The sequence below is a fragment of the Zongyangia acetica genome, assembly GCF_038739695.1.
Taxonomy (GTDB): Bacteria; Bacillota; Clostridia; order Oscillospirales; family Ruminococcaceae; genus Zongyangia; species Zongyangia gallinarum.
The window spans coordinates 58,412-77,843 of the sequence record NZ_JBBEWN010000003.1 but is presented as its reverse complement, the minus strand read 5'-3'; the positions used below and the strand labels follow the sequence as shown (position 1 = coordinate 77,843).

General features: G+C 46.7%; 17 protein-coding genes and 1 pseudogene. 7 read left to right on the top strand and 11 right to left on the bottom strand.

Annotated features, from left to right (window positions below):
• Positions 1 to 48 precede the first annotated feature (48 nt).
• From WGC32_RS15100 to WGC32_RS03665, 3 genes and pseudogenes are all read left to right on the top strand, one after another.
• Positions 49 to 324, top strand: a pseudogene (locus tag WGC32_RS15100) (alcohol dehydrogenase catalytic domain-containing protein); the annotation flags it as partial.
• A 45-nt stretch (positions 325 to 369) separates the two neighbouring features.
• The gene (locus WGC32_RS03670; protein WP_342680718.1) at positions 370 to 1,059 is read left to right on the top strand and encodes a zinc-dependent alcohol dehydrogenase; all 690 of its coding nucleotides are present in this window, start codon (positions 370 to 372) and stop codon (positions 1,057 to 1,059) included.
• Between the two features lie 137 nt (positions 1,060 to 1,196).
• Entirely contained in the window at positions 1,197 to 1,979 is a 783-nt protein-coding gene (locus WGC32_RS03665) for a DUF5131 family protein (RefSeq protein ID WP_342680717.1), read from the top strand.
• Here the strand turns inward: WGC32_RS03665 and WGC32_RS03660 are convergent.
• From WGC32_RS03660 to WGC32_RS03635, 6 genes are all read right to left on the bottom strand, one after another.
• Positions 1,951 to 3,702, bottom strand: coding sequence for a recombinase family protein (locus WGC32_RS03660; RefSeq protein ID WP_087293564.1), 1,752 nt, complete (start codon positions 3,700 to 3,702; stop codon positions 1,951 to 1,953). The two genes, WGC32_RS03665 and WGC32_RS03660, sit on opposite strands and share 29 nt — an antisense overlap.
• Entirely contained in the window at positions 3,699 to 4,004 is a 306-nt protein-coding gene (locus tag WGC32_RS03655; protein WP_087293562.1) for a hypothetical protein, read from the bottom strand. The genes WGC32_RS03660 and WGC32_RS03655 overlap by 4 nt, the downstream gene beginning before the upstream one ends.
• A 19-nt stretch (positions 4,005 to 4,023) precedes the next feature.
• Positions 4,024 to 5,289, bottom strand: a complete 1,266-nt coding sequence (locus WGC32_RS03650; protein ID WP_087293560.1) for a plasmid recombination protein — start codon at positions 5,287 to 5,289, stop codon at positions 4,024 to 4,026.
• 338 nt (positions 5,290 to 5,627) lie between these two features.
• Positions 5,628 to 5,849, bottom strand: coding sequence for an LLM class flavin-dependent oxidoreductase (locus WGC32_RS03645; RefSeq protein ID WP_055080156.1), 222 nt, complete (start codon positions 5,847 to 5,849; stop codon positions 5,628 to 5,630).
• 422 nt (positions 5,850 to 6,271) lie between these two features.
• Positions 6,272 to 7,567: a DNA primase family protein gene (locus WGC32_RS03640; RefSeq protein ID WP_087293558.1), complete on the bottom strand. Its 1,296-nt coding sequence runs from the start codon at positions 7,565 to 7,567 to the stop codon at positions 6,272 to 6,274.
• Positions 7,545 to 8,156, bottom strand: a complete 612-nt coding sequence (locus tag WGC32_RS03635) for a CHC2 zinc finger domain-containing protein (RefSeq protein WP_342680716.1) — start codon at positions 8,154 to 8,156, stop codon at positions 7,545 to 7,547. Before WGC32_RS03635 ends, WGC32_RS03640 begins: the two co-directional genes overlap by 23 nt.
• A gap of 173 nt (positions 8,157 to 8,329) precedes the next feature.
• On the opposite strand from WGC32_RS03635, the gene WGC32_RS03630 reads away from it, so the two are divergent.
• Positions 8,330 to 9,445, top strand: a complete 1,116-nt coding sequence (locus WGC32_RS03630; protein WP_087293556.1) for a DUF6076 domain-containing protein — start codon at positions 8,330 to 8,332, stop codon at positions 9,443 to 9,445.
• Between the two features lie 32 nt (positions 9,446 to 9,477).
• Positions 9,478 to 10,671, top strand: coding sequence for a sigma-70 family RNA polymerase sigma factor (locus WGC32_RS03625; RefSeq protein ID WP_087293555.1), 1,194 nt, complete (start codon positions 9,478 to 9,480; stop codon positions 10,669 to 10,671).
• A gap of 32 nt (positions 10,672 to 10,703) precedes the next feature.
• Here the strand turns inward: WGC32_RS03625 and WGC32_RS03620 are convergent, their stop codons facing one another.
• Genes WGC32_RS03620 through WGC32_RS03605 form a run of 4 tightly spaced genes read right to left on the bottom strand, consistent with a single transcriptional unit; the run spans position 10,704 to position 18,186 of the window.
• Positions 10,704 to 13,757, bottom strand: a complete 3,054-nt coding sequence (locus WGC32_RS03620; RefSeq protein ID WP_342680715.1) for a type I restriction endonuclease subunit R — start codon at positions 13,755 to 13,757, stop codon at positions 10,704 to 10,706.
• 2 nt (positions 13,758 to 13,759) lie between these two features.
• Positions 13,760 to 15,079: a restriction endonuclease subunit S gene (locus WGC32_RS03615; protein WP_342680714.1), complete on the bottom strand. Its 1,320-nt coding sequence runs from the start codon at positions 15,077 to 15,079 to the stop codon at positions 13,760 to 13,762.
• Positions 15,072 to 16,865, bottom strand: coding sequence for a type I restriction-modification system subunit M (locus tag WGC32_RS03610; protein ID WP_342680713.1), 1,794 nt, complete (start codon positions 16,863 to 16,865; stop codon positions 15,072 to 15,074). The genes WGC32_RS03615 and WGC32_RS03610 overlap by 8 nt, the downstream gene beginning before the upstream one ends.
• Positions 16,852 to 18,186, bottom strand: a complete 1,335-nt coding sequence (locus tag WGC32_RS03605) for a transposase (protein ID WP_342680712.1) — start codon at positions 18,184 to 18,186, stop codon at positions 16,852 to 16,854. The genes WGC32_RS03610 and WGC32_RS03605 overlap by 14 nt, the downstream gene beginning before the upstream one ends.
• A 344-nt stretch (positions 18,187 to 18,530) precedes the next feature.
• Here WGC32_RS03605 and WGC32_RS03600 point away from each other — a divergent pair, with 344 nt between their 5' ends.
• Complete coding sequence (locus WGC32_RS03600; RefSeq protein ID WP_013379459.1) at positions 18,531 to 18,746, top strand: hypothetical protein; 216 nt, start codon at positions 18,531 to 18,533, stop codon at positions 18,744 to 18,746.
• Positions 18,747 to 18,750: 4 nt separating this feature from the next.
• The gene (locus WGC32_RS03595) at positions 18,751 to 18,978 is read left to right on the top strand and encodes a DUF2188 domain-containing protein (protein WP_013379461.1); all 228 of its coding nucleotides are present in this window, start codon (positions 18,751 to 18,753) and stop codon (positions 18,976 to 18,978) included.
• A 149-nt stretch (positions 18,979 to 19,127) separates the two neighbouring features.
• Here WGC32_RS03595 and WGC32_RS03590 read toward each other — a convergent pair whose 3' ends face one another.
• Complete coding sequence (locus WGC32_RS03590) at positions 19,128 to 19,379, bottom strand: DUF6061 family protein (protein ID WP_087293638.1); 252 nt, start codon at positions 19,377 to 19,379, stop codon at positions 19,128 to 19,130.
• Between the last annotated feature and the right edge of the window lie 53 nt (positions 19,380 to 19,432).

Below are 19,432 nucleotides of genomic sequence, written 5' to 3'. Positions count from 1 at the left end.
AAGTTTGAGATTTAGGAATATGATATTCCCGAAATCAATGACGATCAGATGCTTGTTAAAATCGAAGGTGTAGGTGTCTGTGGCACTGACGCTCATGAGTACAAGAATGATCCTTTTGGTTATATTCCAATTGTATTGGGTCATGAGGGTACTGGCGAAATCATCAAAATGGGCAAAAATATTAAAACGGATACTACTGGTAAACCCCTGAAAGTTGGCGATAAAATTGTCACCTCTGTGTTTACTTGTGGCACTTGCCCGTCCTGCATCGATTTTCCATCCCGCCCCAATTTGTGTGACAATCTTGGTTGCTATGGCCTGATGCCGGATGATGATATTCATTTCAACGGCTATTTTGGTGAATACTTGGTGCTGCGGAAAGGATCCTCTGTATTCAACGTCAGCAAATATGATTTGGATACCCGTATGCTCATCGAGCCCTTGGCTGTTGCTGTCCATGCACTGGAAAGAGCAAAATCTACCGGTCTTTTAGGGTTTAACTCTACTGTACTTATCCAAGGCTGTGGTCCTATCGGATTGAGCATGTTGGCCACTGTGAAGGCTTTTGGTATTACCAACATCATTGCAGTCGATGGTAGTGATTCCAGATTAGCTGTTGCCAAAGAGTTTGGTGCAAAGTATACCTATAACTTTACTAATTATGGAAGTTTTGACGAGATGAAAGCCGTCATTGAAAAGGAAGCTGGAAATGCTCATTTTGCGTTCCAGTGCACCGGCGTACCCAGTGCAGCATCTAATATCTATAAGTTGGTCAAACGTGGCGGTGGTGTCTGCGAAGTTGGTTTCTTTGTTAACAATGGTGAGTGCACAGTAAATCCCCACTTTGATTTCTGCAACAAGGAGATCACCTTGGTAGGATCTTGGGCCTACGCAGTTGAGGATTATCCGAAGACTATCGCACTGATGGATACACTTCATGAGATGGGCTTGCCGATTCAGAAATTGGTCACTCATAAATATCCGTTAGAGAAGGTTACCGAAGCTCTGGAGATGAACCTGAGCATGGAAGGCATTAAAGTTGCTATTGTCAATGAATAGTCACTTGCCGTACAAAAGATTATAAAAAGGTAAATACATATTTGTTTCATTCTAGAGGCCACAAAAGTTGAAATCTTTTGTGGCCTCTTTTTATGTGATAGGGTATAATAAATTTATTAGTTTCGGGAGGCAGTTCAATGATCATATGGAATCCATGGGAGAAAAAGAAAAACCTCCTTTGTAAAACTTCAGATTTTGATCTTCCTGTCAGGAAAGACACCTCAGGTGTTAATCAAATTGAACACGGGACTGTGATTGTTTCTACTTGTTCCACTGGTGACTTTTTTCTTCCAGAGGCAGATTTGTGGCGTGGACAAGCTTGGAAGATGATAAGCGAAAGGCAGGATTTAAACTTTTTAATCCTTACACAAAAGATTGAGCGCTTTCCCGCTGTCTTGCCCAACGATTGGGGAGAGGGTTATCCCAATGTAGCAATAGGATGTATATGCCGAAATCAAGAAGAGATTGATAGGCAGATTCCGATCTTCTTAAAATATCCAATCCATCACCGTAAAATTCTTGTATTACCAATTCTAAGCGAAACTCATATTGCTCCATATTTGGTGGAGGGAAAAGTAAACGAGGTAATTTGCGGTGGTGATCAAGGGAAAAATGGCCGCATTTGTGATTACCGTTGGATATGTCATCTGAGGAAACAGTGTATAGATTCCAGAGTAGCTTTTTACTTCTATAGGACTGGAACAAATTTCTTGAAAGACGGGAAGATCTATCATATTTCGAAACTAGAGCTACAACAGGAGCAAGCCATGAAGGCGGGAATCAATTTTATCCCGAACCCAGCAGTAGTAAAAAAACTGGAAACGGAAGGCTTAATAGTGATAAGGTACTATTTAGCTTTGCGAGGGGCAGAGAACGGTGTGACCGCAATGGTCACGCCGTTTTTCTGCGTCCAGGGGTAGATTTCGCAACAACAGGCTCGGAAATCACAGGAATCTCTACATCATCCACGAAGTTGAAATAGATTTTTACCTTCTGTACCCGCTTGCCGCTGGATTTGTCCGGTGGAAACACCTCAATTTTCTTGATATACTCATTGACTATCGTAGGTGTCAATTCCGGCACATCCACATACTTCTGGGTCAGGGCGACAAAGGCGTCTACATCAGCACTCATAGTTTCCTGCGTTTCCAGCCATTCTTCCGTCACTTCAATTTCGAGTTTTAACCGTTCCTGTTCTGCCTCGTAATCGGCGGTCATTTTCTTATACCGCTCCTTGCTCAGATCACCCAGGACAAAGTCCTCATAAAGTCGGGACAGAAGAACATCCAGGTCAGCCAGCCGTTTCTTGGCCTGCTCCACTCGCTTCCGATCTTCACGGATGTTGCGTTCCTGATCGGAGCGGCGGCATTGCAGCCATTCTTCCTGAAACCCCTCCACGTCCTGCCGGATATAGGTATTGACCGCACGGATGCGCTCCAACACCAGTTCCCGCAGTACATCTTCCCGGATATAGTGGGCAGAGCAGGTGCCTCGACCGCTTTTGTAGCTGGAGCATACATAGTGGTCTTGCTTGCCGTCAAAGCTCTTGCAGGTAGCAAAGTGCAACTTATTCCCGCAATCAGGACAAAACAGAAGCCCGGAGAACAATCCCTGCCGTTCCGCTTTTGTGGGACGGCGTTTGTTTTTTCGCAGCTCCTGCACTCTGTCCCACTGAGCCTGAGAAACGATTGCTTCCTGCGTATCGGGGAAGATACACATATCTTCAATTGCATTGGGAATCCGTTTTTTCAGCTTGTAGGACTTGGAATAGGTCTTGAAATTGCAGGTACAGCCGGTGTACTCTATCCGTTCCAGAATACCCGCAACCGATTGACCAATCCAATGGTAAGGGCGCTCCGGCATTTTCTTACGCTTTTTCGGGTCAGGATGATTTTCCGACTGTTTGGCATACAGCGCCTTGGTAGTCAACACCTTATCCTTCTCCAGTATACGGGCAATCTGTTCCGGCCCCTTGCCGTCAATAGCCAAGTCAAAGATGCGCTTGACTACTGGGGCGGCATCCTCGTCAATGATCCAATGGTCTTTATCGGTAGGGTCAGTGCGATAACCATAGGGCGGTTTTCCCAGATGCTTTCCGCTGGTGCCTTTCTGACGGAATACAACCCGGACTTTTTTGCTGGTGTCCCGTGGATACCATTCGTTGAACAAATTACGAATAGCGGCAAAGCCGTCGCTGTCGCCTCGTTCACTGTCCACACCATCGTTGACGGCGATAAAACGCACATCGTAGCTGGGGAAAATGATGTCTGTGTACTGCCCAACGGTCAGGTAATCTCGGCCAAACCTGCTGAGATCTTTGACCAGCCAGCAACCGACAAGCCCCTGCTTAACCAGTGCAAAGCCTTCTTGTACGCCGGGGCGGTCAAAATTGGTTCCCGTATATCCGTCATCCACCAGAATTTTCAGGTTGGTGTAGCCATGCTCGGCTGCGTACCGGGTTAAAAACTCTTTTTGATTCTGTATCGAATTTGATTCTCCATCCAGTGCATCCTCATTGCTGAGGCGACAGTACAGGATGGTGATTTTCTGCTGATCCAACATAGCGTCCTCCTTTACGGTTGGGTCAGCTGACAGAATCGGTGTGCATGGTGATATTGTAGCATGAATTTGAGTCTGTGTCATGAACAAAGCGCCTCCTTATCCGAGAAAATGAGCCGTTTTACCTTGTGAGTAAGCGGCTCATTTCCGTCACATACAGTCTCCAGCAGATACCAGGTATTTCCGATTTTTCGTTCCACCGTACCGGTGAACGGATTCATCCGGTTTTCCCAGCGTTTCCGGCATTCTTCCAGAAAATCAATCGGCGGTTCAAAAATCGGGTCAAAGCAGGATTCAATATCGATTTCGGCACAAGCGTTAATCAGTTTTTCCGAAGGAGCATTATCGAGCACCAGCTTATTGAGTTTTGTTGTCAGATTGGTCATAAGCAAAAATTCCTTTCTGTTAAAGTTCCATATCTTGCGACTTGCGGCGGGAAGGCTGATCGTGCTGCCTTGTTTGCCGAGTTCGTGTCAAAATGGCGTCAAGAAAAGCCCGCACCTTTTCGGGTGCGAGCTTGACAGCTTCCAGATAAGGCCGTGCCTGTTCTTTCAGTGATTCATATCGCTGTTTCCAGACAGCGACGCTCTTTTGCGCTTGTTGCAGTTTTTCCTCCAAACGGCTGTTTTCCGCCTTGGCAAGAATCCCATTGACCGCATAATCCTTGAGCGTACTGCACTCGGATGGGGTCAAAGTGATATTGCCGGTGATCGTCTTTTTCCCCATGGAGCGGATTTCCTGTACGGTCAGGGCGGCAGTGCGCTGTTCTTTGGTTTGCTTTTGCAGGGATTGCAGCTCTTTCTGCTTTTTCTCAACAGCAGCCTGTGCGGTGTCCAGCGCCTGCTCCGTCTGAGCGATTTGGGCGGTCACATCTTCCAGCCGCTGCTGCTCCTGTGCCACCTTGAACTGGGTCACAGTCAGATGTTCTTCAGTGCTGCCACGCTCTCCACGCTCCACATCGGTATATCCGGCAGCTTTCATATAGTTGAAGAAATCGTCTTGCAGGACACTGTACGATGTCCGCAGAACTTTCTTGCCCTTGGAGGTCAGAAGCGGATTGCCCTGTTCATCCAGAGCAACTTTGGATTCCCACTTTTTACTGCGGCTGACCTGCATAATGGTCTCCTTGACTGTACCTACAAGGGACTTATCCTTGCACCGCTTCGACCAGAGAATCTGTTTTTCCACCACCGGGACATAGACCACATGAAGGTGGTAGTGATACACATCCTGCCCCAGAGCTTCCGACATGGCTCGGTTGCGCTCATCGGCGTGCATGACGGCAGAGAGGATATACTGCTCACCGCCCACGATCTCTACGGCAGCTTTGTATGCGTCGGTGTAGAATTGCTTGGCATATTCATATCCGCCGTGATTGTGAAAGTAAGCGGAGTTCACATCAAAAATCAGTTCCCCGTATTTCACCGCATCGGCTTTCAGACCACGAGTGGAGATGACACCATCGGCAATCATCTGATCGAACATAGCGGCATAGCTGTCGGTGGGAGCCTTGAAGTGGATATTCCGGTAGGTTTGGGTGGTATCAATATCCTGGTTGGAGTAGCTGTCCTTTTCCCGTTCGTTATGCTCCTGCACCTTCGCCACATCATCAAGGGTGGGCAAGTCCTGGTTACGGGCAAAGGTGCGGTCGATTCCGTCGTTTCTGGCCATAAAAATCAGCTCCTTTCTGTTGTGCGGCAGACGGCTGGGGGACGGGGATGCACTTCCTGCGGGAAGTGTAATAACCCACTATGACACTTTCATCCCGAAGGGCTGCAAAGTGCCGTGGGCTCTCCGAGGGGGAATGCGGCATCTGCGGATGCCTTGCCGCCTTTAGAGGTTTGTGTGTGGTACCCAAATCCTCAAAAGGCGGTGTGACCGACAGCCTCTCCGCAATCTTGATTGCTTCATTTCTGCCGCTCACAGGCAGAGCAGATTTTGCAAATCCACTCTGCCATCCATCTCCAAATCTGCGAATTTTTCGATGGAGACGGGAGATACGGCGGGCATCATTTGTCCCTCCGCTTCTGCCATACGAGATCATAGCCAAGGGCGTCGGCAAGCTGTACCGCCTCCACATACCGCAGAGACTCCCGCTGGAGCTTGTTGGACAGGTTGGAAACGCTGTCACTCCAGCCGTAATCCTCAGAAAGCCGATCAACGACTTCCTGCATTGTGTAACCGGAACGCACGATGTACGACTTGATTTCATTTCTCAAATTGGATTTCATAGAAAACGCCTCATTCTTTCGTAAAGTTAGTTTGTCGTGGAGCATACACGCTACACGGTACAGTAAATTTTGAGTGCTTCTTAAAAAGCGCCCAGGATTGCGTCCATGAAGAACTGTCCGCAACAGCATCCCATCGACTTTACCGTTAGGTGGGTTTGCAAGTTAAACCGTAAAAATAGCCACCTTTCCGCATACTTGCGTCACTGTTCCGCAAATCACCGAATGATGATTTGTGTTCTGCTTATGGTAGTGTTTTTCACCGTTTGCACAACCATTGATTGAGCATTACCAATTTTAACGCCCAGCCGGGCTATCAAATATAAAAATGAACTTCGATTTTTGCGTTCGTGCGTTCCTCTGTTCCAACGGCTGCGTCCGATCCGGAACGCATGAACGCACGAACAGAAGGTTTTGAAGTTTCATTACAACTCCATAGGCGAGAGCAGAACATAAATGCCCGTATATCCCCGGCATCGCTTTCCGCCACCGATGTGCAGATTGCTGACCGGCTCCAAATGGTAGCGTTCAGCGTTCTGGCTGAGCTGGTTTGCGAAGCTCTTTGGGGACAGTGGGTTTTCTGCATTGTCCTCACACCACCGCTTATAGGCTGCATACAGATTTTTGGTGCTGGCTTCATAATCGGCCTTGAATGCCACATAACCCTCAGAATCGAGAAAGTCCAGAATGTTATTGGCATCCCGAACAGCGGAAGTGATATTGTCCTTGGCTCTCTGGCTAATGGTAAAGTGGTAGTGGTTAGCAATCAGCCGCCGCAATCCCTCCAGCATCCAGAGGAAGATTCCCTCTTTTTCGGCAATCAGTTTCTCAGCAAGAAACGGGTCATCGAACCGATCCGCTGGTTTGTCCTTGGTGGTCAGAATGATCTGGCGGCGAAAGAAACCGTCGCTGCGGTCGTGAAGTGCAGTCAATGCTCCGTTGCCGAAGCAGAGGAAGCGTACATAAAGCAGACCCTGATAGCTCTGCTCTTTCTTCCGCTCCAAATCCATCCGCAGTTCTGCGGTCACGATGGATTTTACATAGTTGGTTTTGGTCAAGGCGTTCATGTCCAAATCATCGTCCACCATCAGCAGCTTGCCCTCTAAATCGGCTCTGGCGAAACGATTGTTTTCTACCTTCTGGATGGAAGTGGTATTCATGTTGAGCCCGAAAATGGCGTTCATCACCACACCGATGCGGCTTTTGCCCTCGCCTCCCTTGCCGATCAACATGAGCATTTTCTGGCCCTTGGTGGAGGGGATCAGACAATAGCCCAGATACTCCTGAAAGGCGGGAATATCCTCCGGCTGCAGCAGTTCCGAAAGGAAGCGCAGCCAGTGTTCCGGTGCAGGAGCATCTGCCCGATAAGACACCGATAGGCGGTTATTGCAGTATTCCTTTTCCCCTGAAAAAACACCGTCCAGAAAATAAGTGCCGTTCGCTACATGGATGCGGTCACATTGCAGGGGCAACGGGTCTGTGTATGCCGCCAGCTTCAACGCTTTGATTACCTGCTCCACCGTCTGTGCAACCTTGGCATGAAGCCAGGGCGAGATTTCCTCATAAATTGTCCGCTTCAATTTACTTTCATCCGGCAACGGTCCATCCACCGTATAAAAGCGGTCGTTGATGCAGCGCATGGGATGCCGGGACAGGAAATCCCGGCAATATTCCGGCTCGATGATTTTCCCTTTCTCATCAATCCAAACAGGGTTGTTCATGGTATCGATCCTTTCTCAGGCGGGCCTGTAATTTGCGGATGTATCCGTCTGTTGTTAGTTCACTCACGGTTTCGCCTCGTTCATAGGAATCGCCTTGCAGCAGAATGTCCAGCTGATACTCTGCCCATGGCAGACGGTGGCAGGCTTCCACAAACCGCTCGTCCGGCACATCTTCCGGCGCTTGCGGTGCATACCGTTTTTCCCAATCCAGGAGCAACCGCCGATACTCGTTCAAAACAGAAAAGCACAGCTGCTCGTTTTCACGAAGCTGCTGTGCTCTGGTTTTGTGTTCCTTTTTCCGACGAATGGCTTCCGGCAAGGGCTTGTCCGGCGCAAGGTGAAAGTCCGACGCCAGTTTTCGGGCCGCATCATACAGCTGAAGGTCAAACAGTTTGGCGGTCAGGTCGATCACATCCCCATGTTCTCCACAGGCAAAACAGTGATAGTGGTCATCCGATACATACAGGCTCGGATGACGGTCATTATGGAACGGACACAGTGCCATGCCATGGTGGTTGACATCGATTCCATATGTCTGTGCTGCTTCCTGTGTGTTGATACTGGCTTTCACCACTTCAAACAAATTCATACAGATTCCCTCCATTTCCTTTTTGATGGGGCAGTTTTCTCACACCTCTGTATAGGTTATGGGGAAAATCGAAAAAAACAGGCTAATGGCATGACAAGCCGTTTTTAAAAAACATGACAACGCCTTTGTTGTGTGCTATTATGAAAATAGAAAAACATGACAGGAGGGAGAAGATGGATCAGATTATCAACCATTCGGTTTTATCGCTGGATTTCTGGCAGGACACCGTGACCTATGAGGGAAGCACCATGCCCACGGGAACCATTGGCTGCGAGGTGCTGAACATTCCGGACACCACCATTGAAAAGCTGGATACGCCCTGCAATGTGCTGAACCAGCTGCTTCAGGGGATGAACATCGGTTCCGTGGATATGGAGCTGCTGCCGCAGGTGCAGCAGGCCGCTGGCGAGATCATCTCCTTTTTGCAGGCCACACCACCGTTCTCCCGCCTGAATCGAAGCTATTTTGAGCAAAAACTTGCAGCCATCTTTTCCGAAGAATATATGGAGGATGCAAAAGCCTATCTGCAGCTCACTCAGCAGGAGCAGCTGATCTGTGCTTTGACTGGTCAGCATTGCAAGGCAACAATGCTCGTCCGAATAGCACAAGTGCTGGGGCATTTGAGCTATTCTCTGGGGCAATACAAAGAAGCCTTGACGAAATTTGCAGAACGGTTGAATGAACCAGGCTATGACCGCACCTCGGACGGTTATGCGGCAATGTTCGGGAAGTTCTTCAAAGGCGAGCCAACTCTGTCGCTGGATAACCCGGCTTGGATGACCCTGACCAATGCTTCGGTGCAGTATGTAGTCGCTATTCGGCCTGGAAAGACGGAGCCACAGTTGGTCAAGCGGATGCACTATGTCTCCTTTGTGGGAATGTTTCGTTCCGATCTGTTTGAGGGGCTTTGTGTGGGCCATGCACCTAAGAAATGCCCCATCTGCGGCAGATGGTTTCTCACAATTGACGCACGGCATACCAAATACTGCGGCGGACTGGCCCCGGGAGATCAGCGGGGACGGACGTGTCGGCAAATCGGCAATCTAAGAGGCCGGGAGCAGCGGGAGCTTTCAGACGATCATCCCATTAAGGCGATTTATACCCGCCGTATGAACACCATTTTGCAAAGCACCCGCCGTGGAAAGCTGGATGAAGAAACGGCAGCAGCTATGAAAAAGCTGGCAAAAGATAAGATGCTCCGTGCGCTTTCAGATCAGCGTTATGCCAGCACTGTCTATGAGCAGGAAATGACCCAAGATGCACTGTTGAAAGCAGTACAAAAAAACTAAGCAACGAAACACCAGAAAGGCGGTGAGGGAAAATGGATACAGCGTGGTCATGGGAGCTACCCTGCTACTGTGCCAAATACAGCTTTCTGACGGAATCCAAGGGCTTGACCATGCGGGAAGTGGAACGTATCTTTCAGCTTGACTCGGAACCGCCTGTTCTGGAAAATATGAACGACTACATCATTGAGGCTGTGCGGAGCCGTGAATTGCGCTGGTTCTCCTTTTTCCTGCACTGCTATGAAAATCGGCTTAATGGCCGTGTTCGCCGTTTTCTGCTGCGGGAGGGGCTGGATCGCTATGACCCAGAACGCTTTTTGGACTACAAAATGGGCTGTGTGCTTGCCATGTTGGACTGTCTCCGGGGATACGATCCCGCACAAGGGGCGGATTTTCTGACCTATGCCCATCATTTTATCGGGAACGCCCTTTTGACCTGCCGAATGCAGGAGGAGGCCGGTTCCTTTGAAAATGTGGATGAGTACAAGGCTGTTCGTGGGATTGCTTGGCTCTATAATCAATCCGGTCAGTCTGAACAGGCGGCAATCCAGAAATATGCCCAGAAAAACGGTTGCACAGAGGAGACCGCAGCGAAGTTTTTGGCATTGGCCAAGCAAAACCGAAACCGTGTTCCGTTTTACCAGACCGTACAGGACGAGGACAGCGAAGAAACCGGCGAGGATGTCAGCCGGGATGACCATTGGGACTATGCGGAGATTCTCTGGAACGGCATCCAGGCTGAAGCTGTCCGAGAAGCATTTGAAAAACTGAATTACCGAGAGCAGACCCTTTTGGAAAAACGAAACGCCATCTGTATGACCTGTGGGCGGGTCAGCCCACTCAGCACCCGGCTGACCTTTGAAGAATTGGCAGTCCTCTTTGAGGGGAGTACAGCCGGCGGCGCAGAACGGGCATATCGCAAAGCCGTGGAACACCTGGCCTATTTGCTTACAGAAGCCGGGGTTCTTCACATGATCCGACTGAAACGCAAGTCCCAGACCAAACGCAAAAAGAAAATCGCCGCCGCTGTCTACCTCTACCAGGTGGACAACGACGGCGAATGGGGCGAGATTTCGTTTGATTTTGAGGCTGGAACAGCGGAGATCATCCGGTTGGCAGAGTGGGATTCGACGGTAAGTAAGAAATTTGCAAAACAGGCAATCTATCATCTGCAAACTTCTCCAAATCATAATCTGCCCAAGGATGGGGTAATGATATTTGAAATATGATTCCCATATTTTAAGAATGAATATCTTCCACCTTATTTGTCGTCGTGCAGTTCTTTATACAGACGATCCGCCAAAGCTCTCATCACAGCCTGATACTTATCTGCATCCAAGAAGAGTTGCTCATATGCTGCGGTGTTCTCCATATAAGCTTCCTGTGCGGTTGTATCAAAAATACCCGGGAAAAGACTTCTCTCATATACTTGGCGATCCTCGGTCTTTGCGGCTTTTTTTGCTTTAGAATCCTTGCGCATTTTTTGATACAGCGTATCAACCATTACACGGTCTGCATCTGTGAATTCACCATAGAATTCTTCATTGATGCGCTGAATGATCTCGTCCAATGGACTGGTACGATCTTTCTGACCGCCAGCTCGTTTTGGCTGAGTCGGTTTCCAAGAGCCAGGCTTGCTTTCAAGTTCGATTGCACCTTCGTATGTCTTTTCCAGACGATAATATTCCAGCTTGACTCTATTATCAAGATCAAATGGCTGTACGGGATCGGAGGGAAGCAACTTGGCCAAGTAAGAGCAGAAAACGTACTCTTTGTGCAGTTCTTTATCGAACATACGGGTAATCTGAGAAATGTAGTTATACCACTTAACGAGCGCACGGACTTCTCTACGAAACTGATAGCGTTGCTCCTGATTGAGTTCGTTGTACTTATCAGCCACAGGCTTTAGCGCATTGGATATCTTTCCCTGAGTCAGATTTGCCTTGCGCACATCCGGATCAAAATAAATACTGGAAACCTCTTCAATATCTTCATCTGTATAGATGCCAAAACCACGAAGCGTTTTCTGTGTTGTGTAAATTAAATCGAAGTTGATTTCTTCATCCAGACTGGTTTCCTGATAGAACTGCTGGAAAGCTTCACGGATGCGTTCAATCGGATTTACAAAATCGAGAATATAGGTATCCTCTTTGCCAGGGTAGATGCGGTTGACACGGCTTAAAGTCTGAACAGCCTTCACATCACGAAGCTCTTTGTCAACAATCATCGTGTGGAGAAGCGGCTCATCAAAGCCTGTTTGATATTTTTCCGCAACAATAAGGATATTACCTTCTTCGTGGAATACGGCCTTTGTCTGACTTTCCTTCACCCGATTGCCGTTGCGATCCACATTCATACCGCTTTCGGTGTATTCGGTACCTGTCGGGTCATCCGGGTCTTTCAGGCTCCCGCTAAAAGCAATCATGATTTCTACATCGTCGTAATTGTTGCTTTCAAGATAACGCTTAATTTCATGATAGTAACGGACTGCTGCCAGCCTGGACGCAGTAACTACCATCATCTTTCCACGGCCACCGATTTTCTTTTTTGTGACCTCACGGAAAGTCTCTACAATAATAGCTGCTTTCTGCTGAAGGTTGTGTGGATGTAATTCCTCATAGCGTCGAATCGTTCTAACAGCCTTGGAGGTAGGGACTTCCGGATTGTCCTGGACATTCTTTGCGATTTGATAACACATTTTGTATGTGGTATAGTTCGCTAAAACGTCCAGGATAAACCCTTCTTCGATAGCCTGTCGCATCGAATAGATGTGGAAGGGATGGAAAGAACCATCCGGTTGAGGTTCGCCGAAAATTTCCAGGGTTTTGCCTTTGGGCGTTGCAGTAAAGGCAAAGAAACTCATGTTGCTGTGTTTACCTTGGCTGAGCATTTCTTGCACAAGAATATCGTTTGCCTCGACTTCTTCGATAGCCTTTTCTTCCAGTTCAGCATATTCTGCAAGAGCATCGCTCACATCGGCAAGAGCCGCCTTGAGTTTTAATGCGCTCTGTCCGGTCTGGCTGCTGTGTGCTTCATCTACAATAACTGCATAATGCTTACCAACAGCGGACTCGACTTCATTGTAAATCACTGGGAACTTCTGCAAAGTGGTGACAATAATGCGCTTTCCATCGTTAATGGCATCACGCAGAGCGCCAGAGTTTTTCTTCTCGTCAATCGTAACCACACTTCCCAAAGTATGGTCAAAGCTGGAAACGGTGGCCTGCAACTGTTGATCGAGAATACGGCGGTCTGTAATAATGATTACGCTGTTAAAAACTGCATCGTTGTTTTCGTTGTGGAGGCTGGCCATACGGTAAGCCGTCCAAGCGATAGAATTGGACTTGCCGGAACCGGCACTGTGTTGGATGAGATAGTTATGTCCAGCGCCATTAGTTCTAACATGATTGACCAGTTGACGCACGACATCCAACTGGTGATACCGTGGGAAAATGACTTTGCTGCTGACGGTTTTCTTTGTGGAACCGTCCGGCAAAGTCTCTTTTTTTTCTGTTCTTTCGTAGTTAATGAACTTTTGCAGAATATCCAACAAGCTATCCTTCTGGAGGACTTTCTCCCAGAAGTATGAAGTTACATAGCTGCCATCGGTGCTCTTCGGATTACCTGCACCGCCATCCTTGCCTGCACCGGCACTGCCTTGATTGAAAGGAAGGAAAGTTGTCTCCGGGCCTTTCAGCTGGGTAGTCATATATACATTGTAGAGGTCGCAGGCAAAGTATGCGAGAACACGCTTATTAAATCCGAATGCCGGTTCATTTGGGTTGCGGTCATATTGCCACTGACGCATAGCGTCATCCACCGACTGCCCGGTGAGCTGATTCTTCAGTTCAATCGCCACAACGGGGATGCCGTTGATAGCCAGCATCATATCGACTGTATTTGTGTTGCGTTTAGAATAGTGCCACTGTCGGATACACTGGCAGACGTTCTTTTGGTAGTTGGTGATGGACACCTCGTTCAGCTCAGACTCAGGCTTAAAATAGCATACACGAAAATTGATGCCACGATGCTTAAAGCCATGACGTAGGACAGAAATCAGGCCATCCTGCGTGACGGCATTTTCAAATGCCTTATAAAACTGCCGAATCGGGGTGATCGTACACATCCGCTCGAAGCGTTTCCATGCCATGGGTTGGGTACTTTTTACGAAATCGGTCAGAGTGACGATGTCCAGAAACATATCTTTGCTTTCATCGCTACAATAACCGGCATCCGTTGCCTTTGTCCATCCACCATCTTCAGAAACAAGGTAGGACTCTATGAATTCTTCAAAGCGTTTTTCTGTTTCGTTCATGGTCACACCACCTTTCTTTTGCCTGTGACAGTTTCAAATATAAGGGATTTCTTGTAGTCAGCAAGCTCTTTAACTAACGATTGCTTTTGTTTGATTAGCTCATCAATCAATCCGCATTTTCTTTTTAAATAAGCTGATATCTGCCGCTGTTCTTCTAATGTGTTTGGAAGAATAACTGGCATATCATATACAATGGTTTTGGTAAGATTTACGATAAATGAACCACGACAGTTGACTTCTATGAATTGTGCATAAAAAGTACTGCGAGCAAACATCCATAAAAAGTATTCAGTGTCGATTTTACTTTCATCTAATTTGAATTTTGCTAACCGTTGATTAATTATTCCTTCAGGCATACTGTCAGTTATTAGCATTGCGCGTCCAAGAGAACCAACTATAGGAAATATAATATTTCCGGGTTGGACAAAAAACTGCGCCATTTCTTTCCTTCGTTCTTCAGGCAAATATAAATTGTTTTCTAAATCAGTTCTTTGGGTAGCAATGTGTTCTGGGGTATATACTAATATATTTCCTTGATTATTCAGCTTATCTGTAATTAAGGAACTTCCAAATGGGCCCGCTTTGTATTCACTTACAATATATCGCATTCTGGTAATGGAAAATGATTCTGAGATTTCTCCAATCCACTTAATTCCGCTATCTTTTGTTTTTTCTCTATGTTTAATTCCCCTGGTTACTGCTTCAAAGATAACCGCTTCTCGTAATTTTTTATATTCGGCAACACTCGATTTCGCTTCCTCAATAATTGAATCGATTTGTCCGCATTGATTATCAAGGAATCGAACAATAGCATTCTGTTCATCTTGACCCGGCAGCACGACACGAAGCTCTTTCACTTCTGCGTAATTTAGTCCTTGTCGCACGCCAGACCCCATACCGTAAAATCCTTTTTTTAGATCAAAGGCATGGAGTAGGTAATATAAGTATTTTGAATTGCTTGTGTCTATTGGACGCAAGGTTGTGTAAGCAGAGGTAATAATACCACGCTCTGTGGCCAAACCTACCCGAAGGCTTGTATGGTCGTTCTGTAAATCTGTTAAACGAAGGACAATATCCCCGTCTTCGATAATGTTATAGCCGTCAAAAGACGCAGGAAGAAGTCCATCCGGCGAATCAATATCTTTACGTTTGATTTTGCCGTAACTCAAAGACAGCAGATTCTTTTCCTGAAGATTGCTGTTTTTTTCCTTGACCTGGGTCACAAGTTGATACAAAGTGTGGACACGCCAGTGAGAGGGAACGCGGCCTATCCATTCTATGCCGCTATCTTTTGTTTTTTCATAGGTAGTAATCTCACTCATTTTGCCCACCACCATTTCCAAACAATGCCTGCAATTTCTCCATCAGTACCTTTTCACGGGCCGCAATGCGTTCTGCAATATCAGCCGCCGGTTCCAGTTCCTCGTATTCATAAAAGGTACGAGTGAATGGAATCTCATACCCGACTTTGGTCTTGCTTTTGTCGATCCAAGCACCCGGACGATAAGGCAGAACTTCCCGTGCAAAATAAGCATCCACATCTTCATCAAGTGGAACACTTTCAGTGTCACGCTTGGAGGTATCGGCTACTGGCTTTCCTTTTTTTACAATCGGTTTGCCATCATCATCCAAAGCAGGACTTTCCACTGTAATTTTATTGTAGCCAAGCGATATGGCATCAAGCACTTTGCTTTTGCAAGTCAACACTGTTTTTTTATCTTCTAAGGTCTTTGTAAAAATTGCACTTCTATATTCGCTGTATGCCTGTATGATCAAATTGCGGCAAGATTCCGTAATATCTACACGCTTATTACCGATAGGACGTCTGCGTGCCTCACAGCACTTGCTGGCATCAATCAGCAAAATGCGTTCTCTATGTGTTTCGGGTTTGTTTTTAGAGACTACCCAGACATAGGTTGCAATCCCGGTGTTATAAAAGCTGTCATTGGGGAGCTGAACAATGGCATCCAACCAGTCATTCTCAATAATATAGCGACGGATTTCACTGGGGCCACTTCCTGCATCTCCTGTGAAGAGAGAGGAACCATTTTGAATAATAGCCATTCTGCCGGTGTCCTTCAATTTAGCAATGCCATTCAGCAAGAACAGCATCTGCCCATCGGATTTTTGAGGTAAGCCAACGCCAAACCGACCGGCATCGCCCAGTTTATGTTCTTTCTCCACATCAGCTGCTTCACGCTTCCAATCGATACCAAATGGAGGATTAGAGATGATGTAGTCAAAGGTATAGCCCTTGAATTTATCCGCATTCAAGGTGTCGCCGAACTGCATGTTTTCAGGATCGCCACCACGGATCAGCATGTCCGCTTTGGCGATACCAAAAGTAAAAGGGTTGATTTCTTGGCCATAACAGATGATTTCAGCCTCTTTGTCAAGGGCGTGAACACGCTCTTCCATACAGGTAAGCATCTGACTGGTGCCCATCGCCATATCGTATACAGTCTTGGCAGGGGCATCCTCGCCGGAAAAATCCGCATTCATGGTAAGCAAGTCACACATCAAATAAATAATGTCACGGCTGGTGAAGTGCGCACCTGCTTCTTCATCATAACTCTCAGAAAAACGCTGAACAAGGTTTTCAAAGACATAGCCCATATCGATTGCGGAAATTTTCTCAGGATTCATATCTGCATTGTCAGCAGTGAAGTCGCTGATGACCTGATACAGCACTCCCGCATCCGCCATACGCTCGATTTGCGTAAAGAAGCCCATATTCGCCAGAATGTCAATAACATTATCGGAGAAGCCGTTGATGTACGCCTCGAAATTGGTCTTAATATTCTCTGGGTCAGCTTTCAGTCGCTCGAAGGTGTACTGGCTGGTATTGTAAAAACGATAGCCAGATGCAGTACGCAGAAAACCATCTTTGACGGCTAACTGTTTCACCTTTTCATAAGTGGCCAGCACTTTCTCTCTGGTCGGGAGTAAGCAGTCATGAAAACGCTTAATCACGACCATGGGCAAAATAACCAGACCATATTCATGAGGCTTATATGCTCCAAATAGACTGTTCGCCACATTCCATATCAGATTTGCTTTTTCTTGAATGTTTGTACCGACTATTTTGATCTTTTCATTGGTATCCATAATCTCGTTCCTCCCTAATATTGGCTGAGATCTCATTGATTTTCTCGGTTAAACGACTTGACTTAATGCCGTATCGCCACAGTTCTCCGTTTTCCTCCATGGTGTCGTGAGTTATAGAGAAGATGCAGCGACCACGCATTACATCGAAAATGCAGTGCGGCATATCCTTGATAGCGTCACAGATGCCTTGCACCGCAAACTGATAATTGTTGGGTGGCTTCTCGCCCAGTGTCAAAAATCCGCTTAATTGCTCGCCAAAGATATCAATAATATCACCAACTGCCAAAAACTCATCTACCTCTGTCGGAATCTGGTCTGCCCATGTTCGGAGATCTTCCATCGACCACTTGGTTTCCATAAGCTCCAACAATCTCTGATGGTGATTGTAAGCCTGTTGTAACCTCGGCCTACTCTTCATCCCTTCCTTGATTCTGGGAACTACAGTTCTATCATCCAGGTCTTTGTGGAGTACCGTCAATCGCCGGTCTTTATGAACCACCGGAAATCGCTTTCCGTCGGAATGGATAATATCAAGCATAGCGTTTCTGGCATATCGCTTAATCGCCTCATCAGTCACCACAATTGAAGCCATTGGAAAGTACTGATTCACAGCACTAAATAAGCTATCGACTGGGTCTACATATATGGTTTCAACTTGGTTAGCATCCAATGTTTTCAGAAATGCACCACAGGTTTCCTCGGATGAATCTCGCAAAATATCCAGGCAATAAACCTCATCATCCCAAATTCCTAAAACAGCGGGATAGAACTCCCCAAAAAACACCACCTCGACAATGCTAATGATATGTGGTGTCCTGACCGGCGGCAACAATGACTCCCTACATTGGATTCTGCGTCGCATTACTTCACCCACTGAAGCAGTAGAAGCTGGAACACCGTAATGCTGGCATACTTTTTTATATGAGAATTGAAAGGTTCCATCTGCCAAGGCATCTGATAGCCGGTTTGTGAATTTGCATCCTTTTTCTCCAAATTCTGTAGGCTCAGGGAAAACGCTTTGCCCGCAGTTATCACAGCGCATATAACGCTGATGATAAAGTAGGCTGATAATTTGAAATGTCTTGTGGTCCTCGTCAAGCCACAATAAATCCTTGAGTTTTCGATCCACAATTTTAGAGCAGCGTGTTTTCGAGGAACGACAAGCAGGGCAGAGCAATTTTTCATCCTCAAAGTATCTACGATGTACAACTTCTAAACCAACATCATCCCTGTTTGTTTTTAATACCACAAGTTCGGGTATGCCCAGCCATTCGGTTTCGGCTTTGGAGATGTTTTCTTTTGTGTATAGCTTTTTTCCCAAGGCACACTCCTCCCATCTTATTTCATTATACAATATTTGCCACCAAAAATCAAACAGTTTTAACTATTATCTTATATTTTTCTAATTTTGCCACCAAACAACGAACATCTTAATTTTTCATATAGCAGAAATAGCTGTATAATGGAACCATCAGAAAAAGAGAAATTCACCGGCCCAACGGAAGCCGTGGACAGGTGAATTTCCGAAGCTTTTAAGGAGGTGGTGTCTTATGTACAAATAAAAAGAGCGGCAATCTGCTGGCACAGATTAACCGCTCATTTGCAATATGTACGCTATCAAAATATCATGTATCGCTTGTTTGGTCAAGCAGAAAGGAAAATTATATGTATCATTATTACTATGTTAACAACAATCAGACGTTAAATCCTGGCCTTCATCATGAAGTCCATACAAAAGAGCATGCTGAACAGCTTGGCATCCGTAGCGCACAGTATGTGGGCTACTTTGAAAGCGAGGTTGAGGCAGTAGCTCATGCGAAGAAAATCTATCTCGATGCGGACGGTTGTGCAATCTGCTGTCCTAAGGCACACAGGGGGTAATCGTATGGCTCGTTCTACTCATCATGTCGTTCACAATCCCAATGGTGGCTGGGATGTAAAACGTGGCGGAGCTCAACGCTCCAGTGGCCACTATTCCACCAAGGAACAGGCAGTAAATGCTGGAAGACAAATCAGCCGAAACCAAGGCACTGAGTTTGTCATTCATGGGCTGGACGGTCGTATTCAGTCTGCGGATAGCCATGGAGGGGACCCTCATCCGCCGAAAGGCTGATTTCGATAAAACACTGGTCTCCAAAGGCTCCACGAAGTCTATAAGGAGAAAAGTGGGTAAAATGCTTGCCGGCCACAAGGCCAAGTTAAGACAAAGGGCATCCATGCTTTCGTATGGATGCCCTTTGCACGTCAAGATTTATAGAGTTATCAATCAGAATCTAACTGCGGGATCTCCGTTACGGTTAGCAAGTATTTTTCTGGATCACCATTCAAAATCAATTCCGCATAAGACAGCGGATCGTTGTAGATAAGCCAGTCCAGTTCAGACCGCTGGAAACGGCTATTCGCAACTTCGTCCTCTACAGCGGTGCAGTTAATGGAAATTATGCTGCCGTCAGAATATCTTAGTTCAACGCAGCCTGTGTCCATGTTAAACTCACAGGAAAGTAATGTTTTCATAATGATATCCTCCAATATAGGCTCTGTTAACAAGAAAAACTCCCGCCTAATTC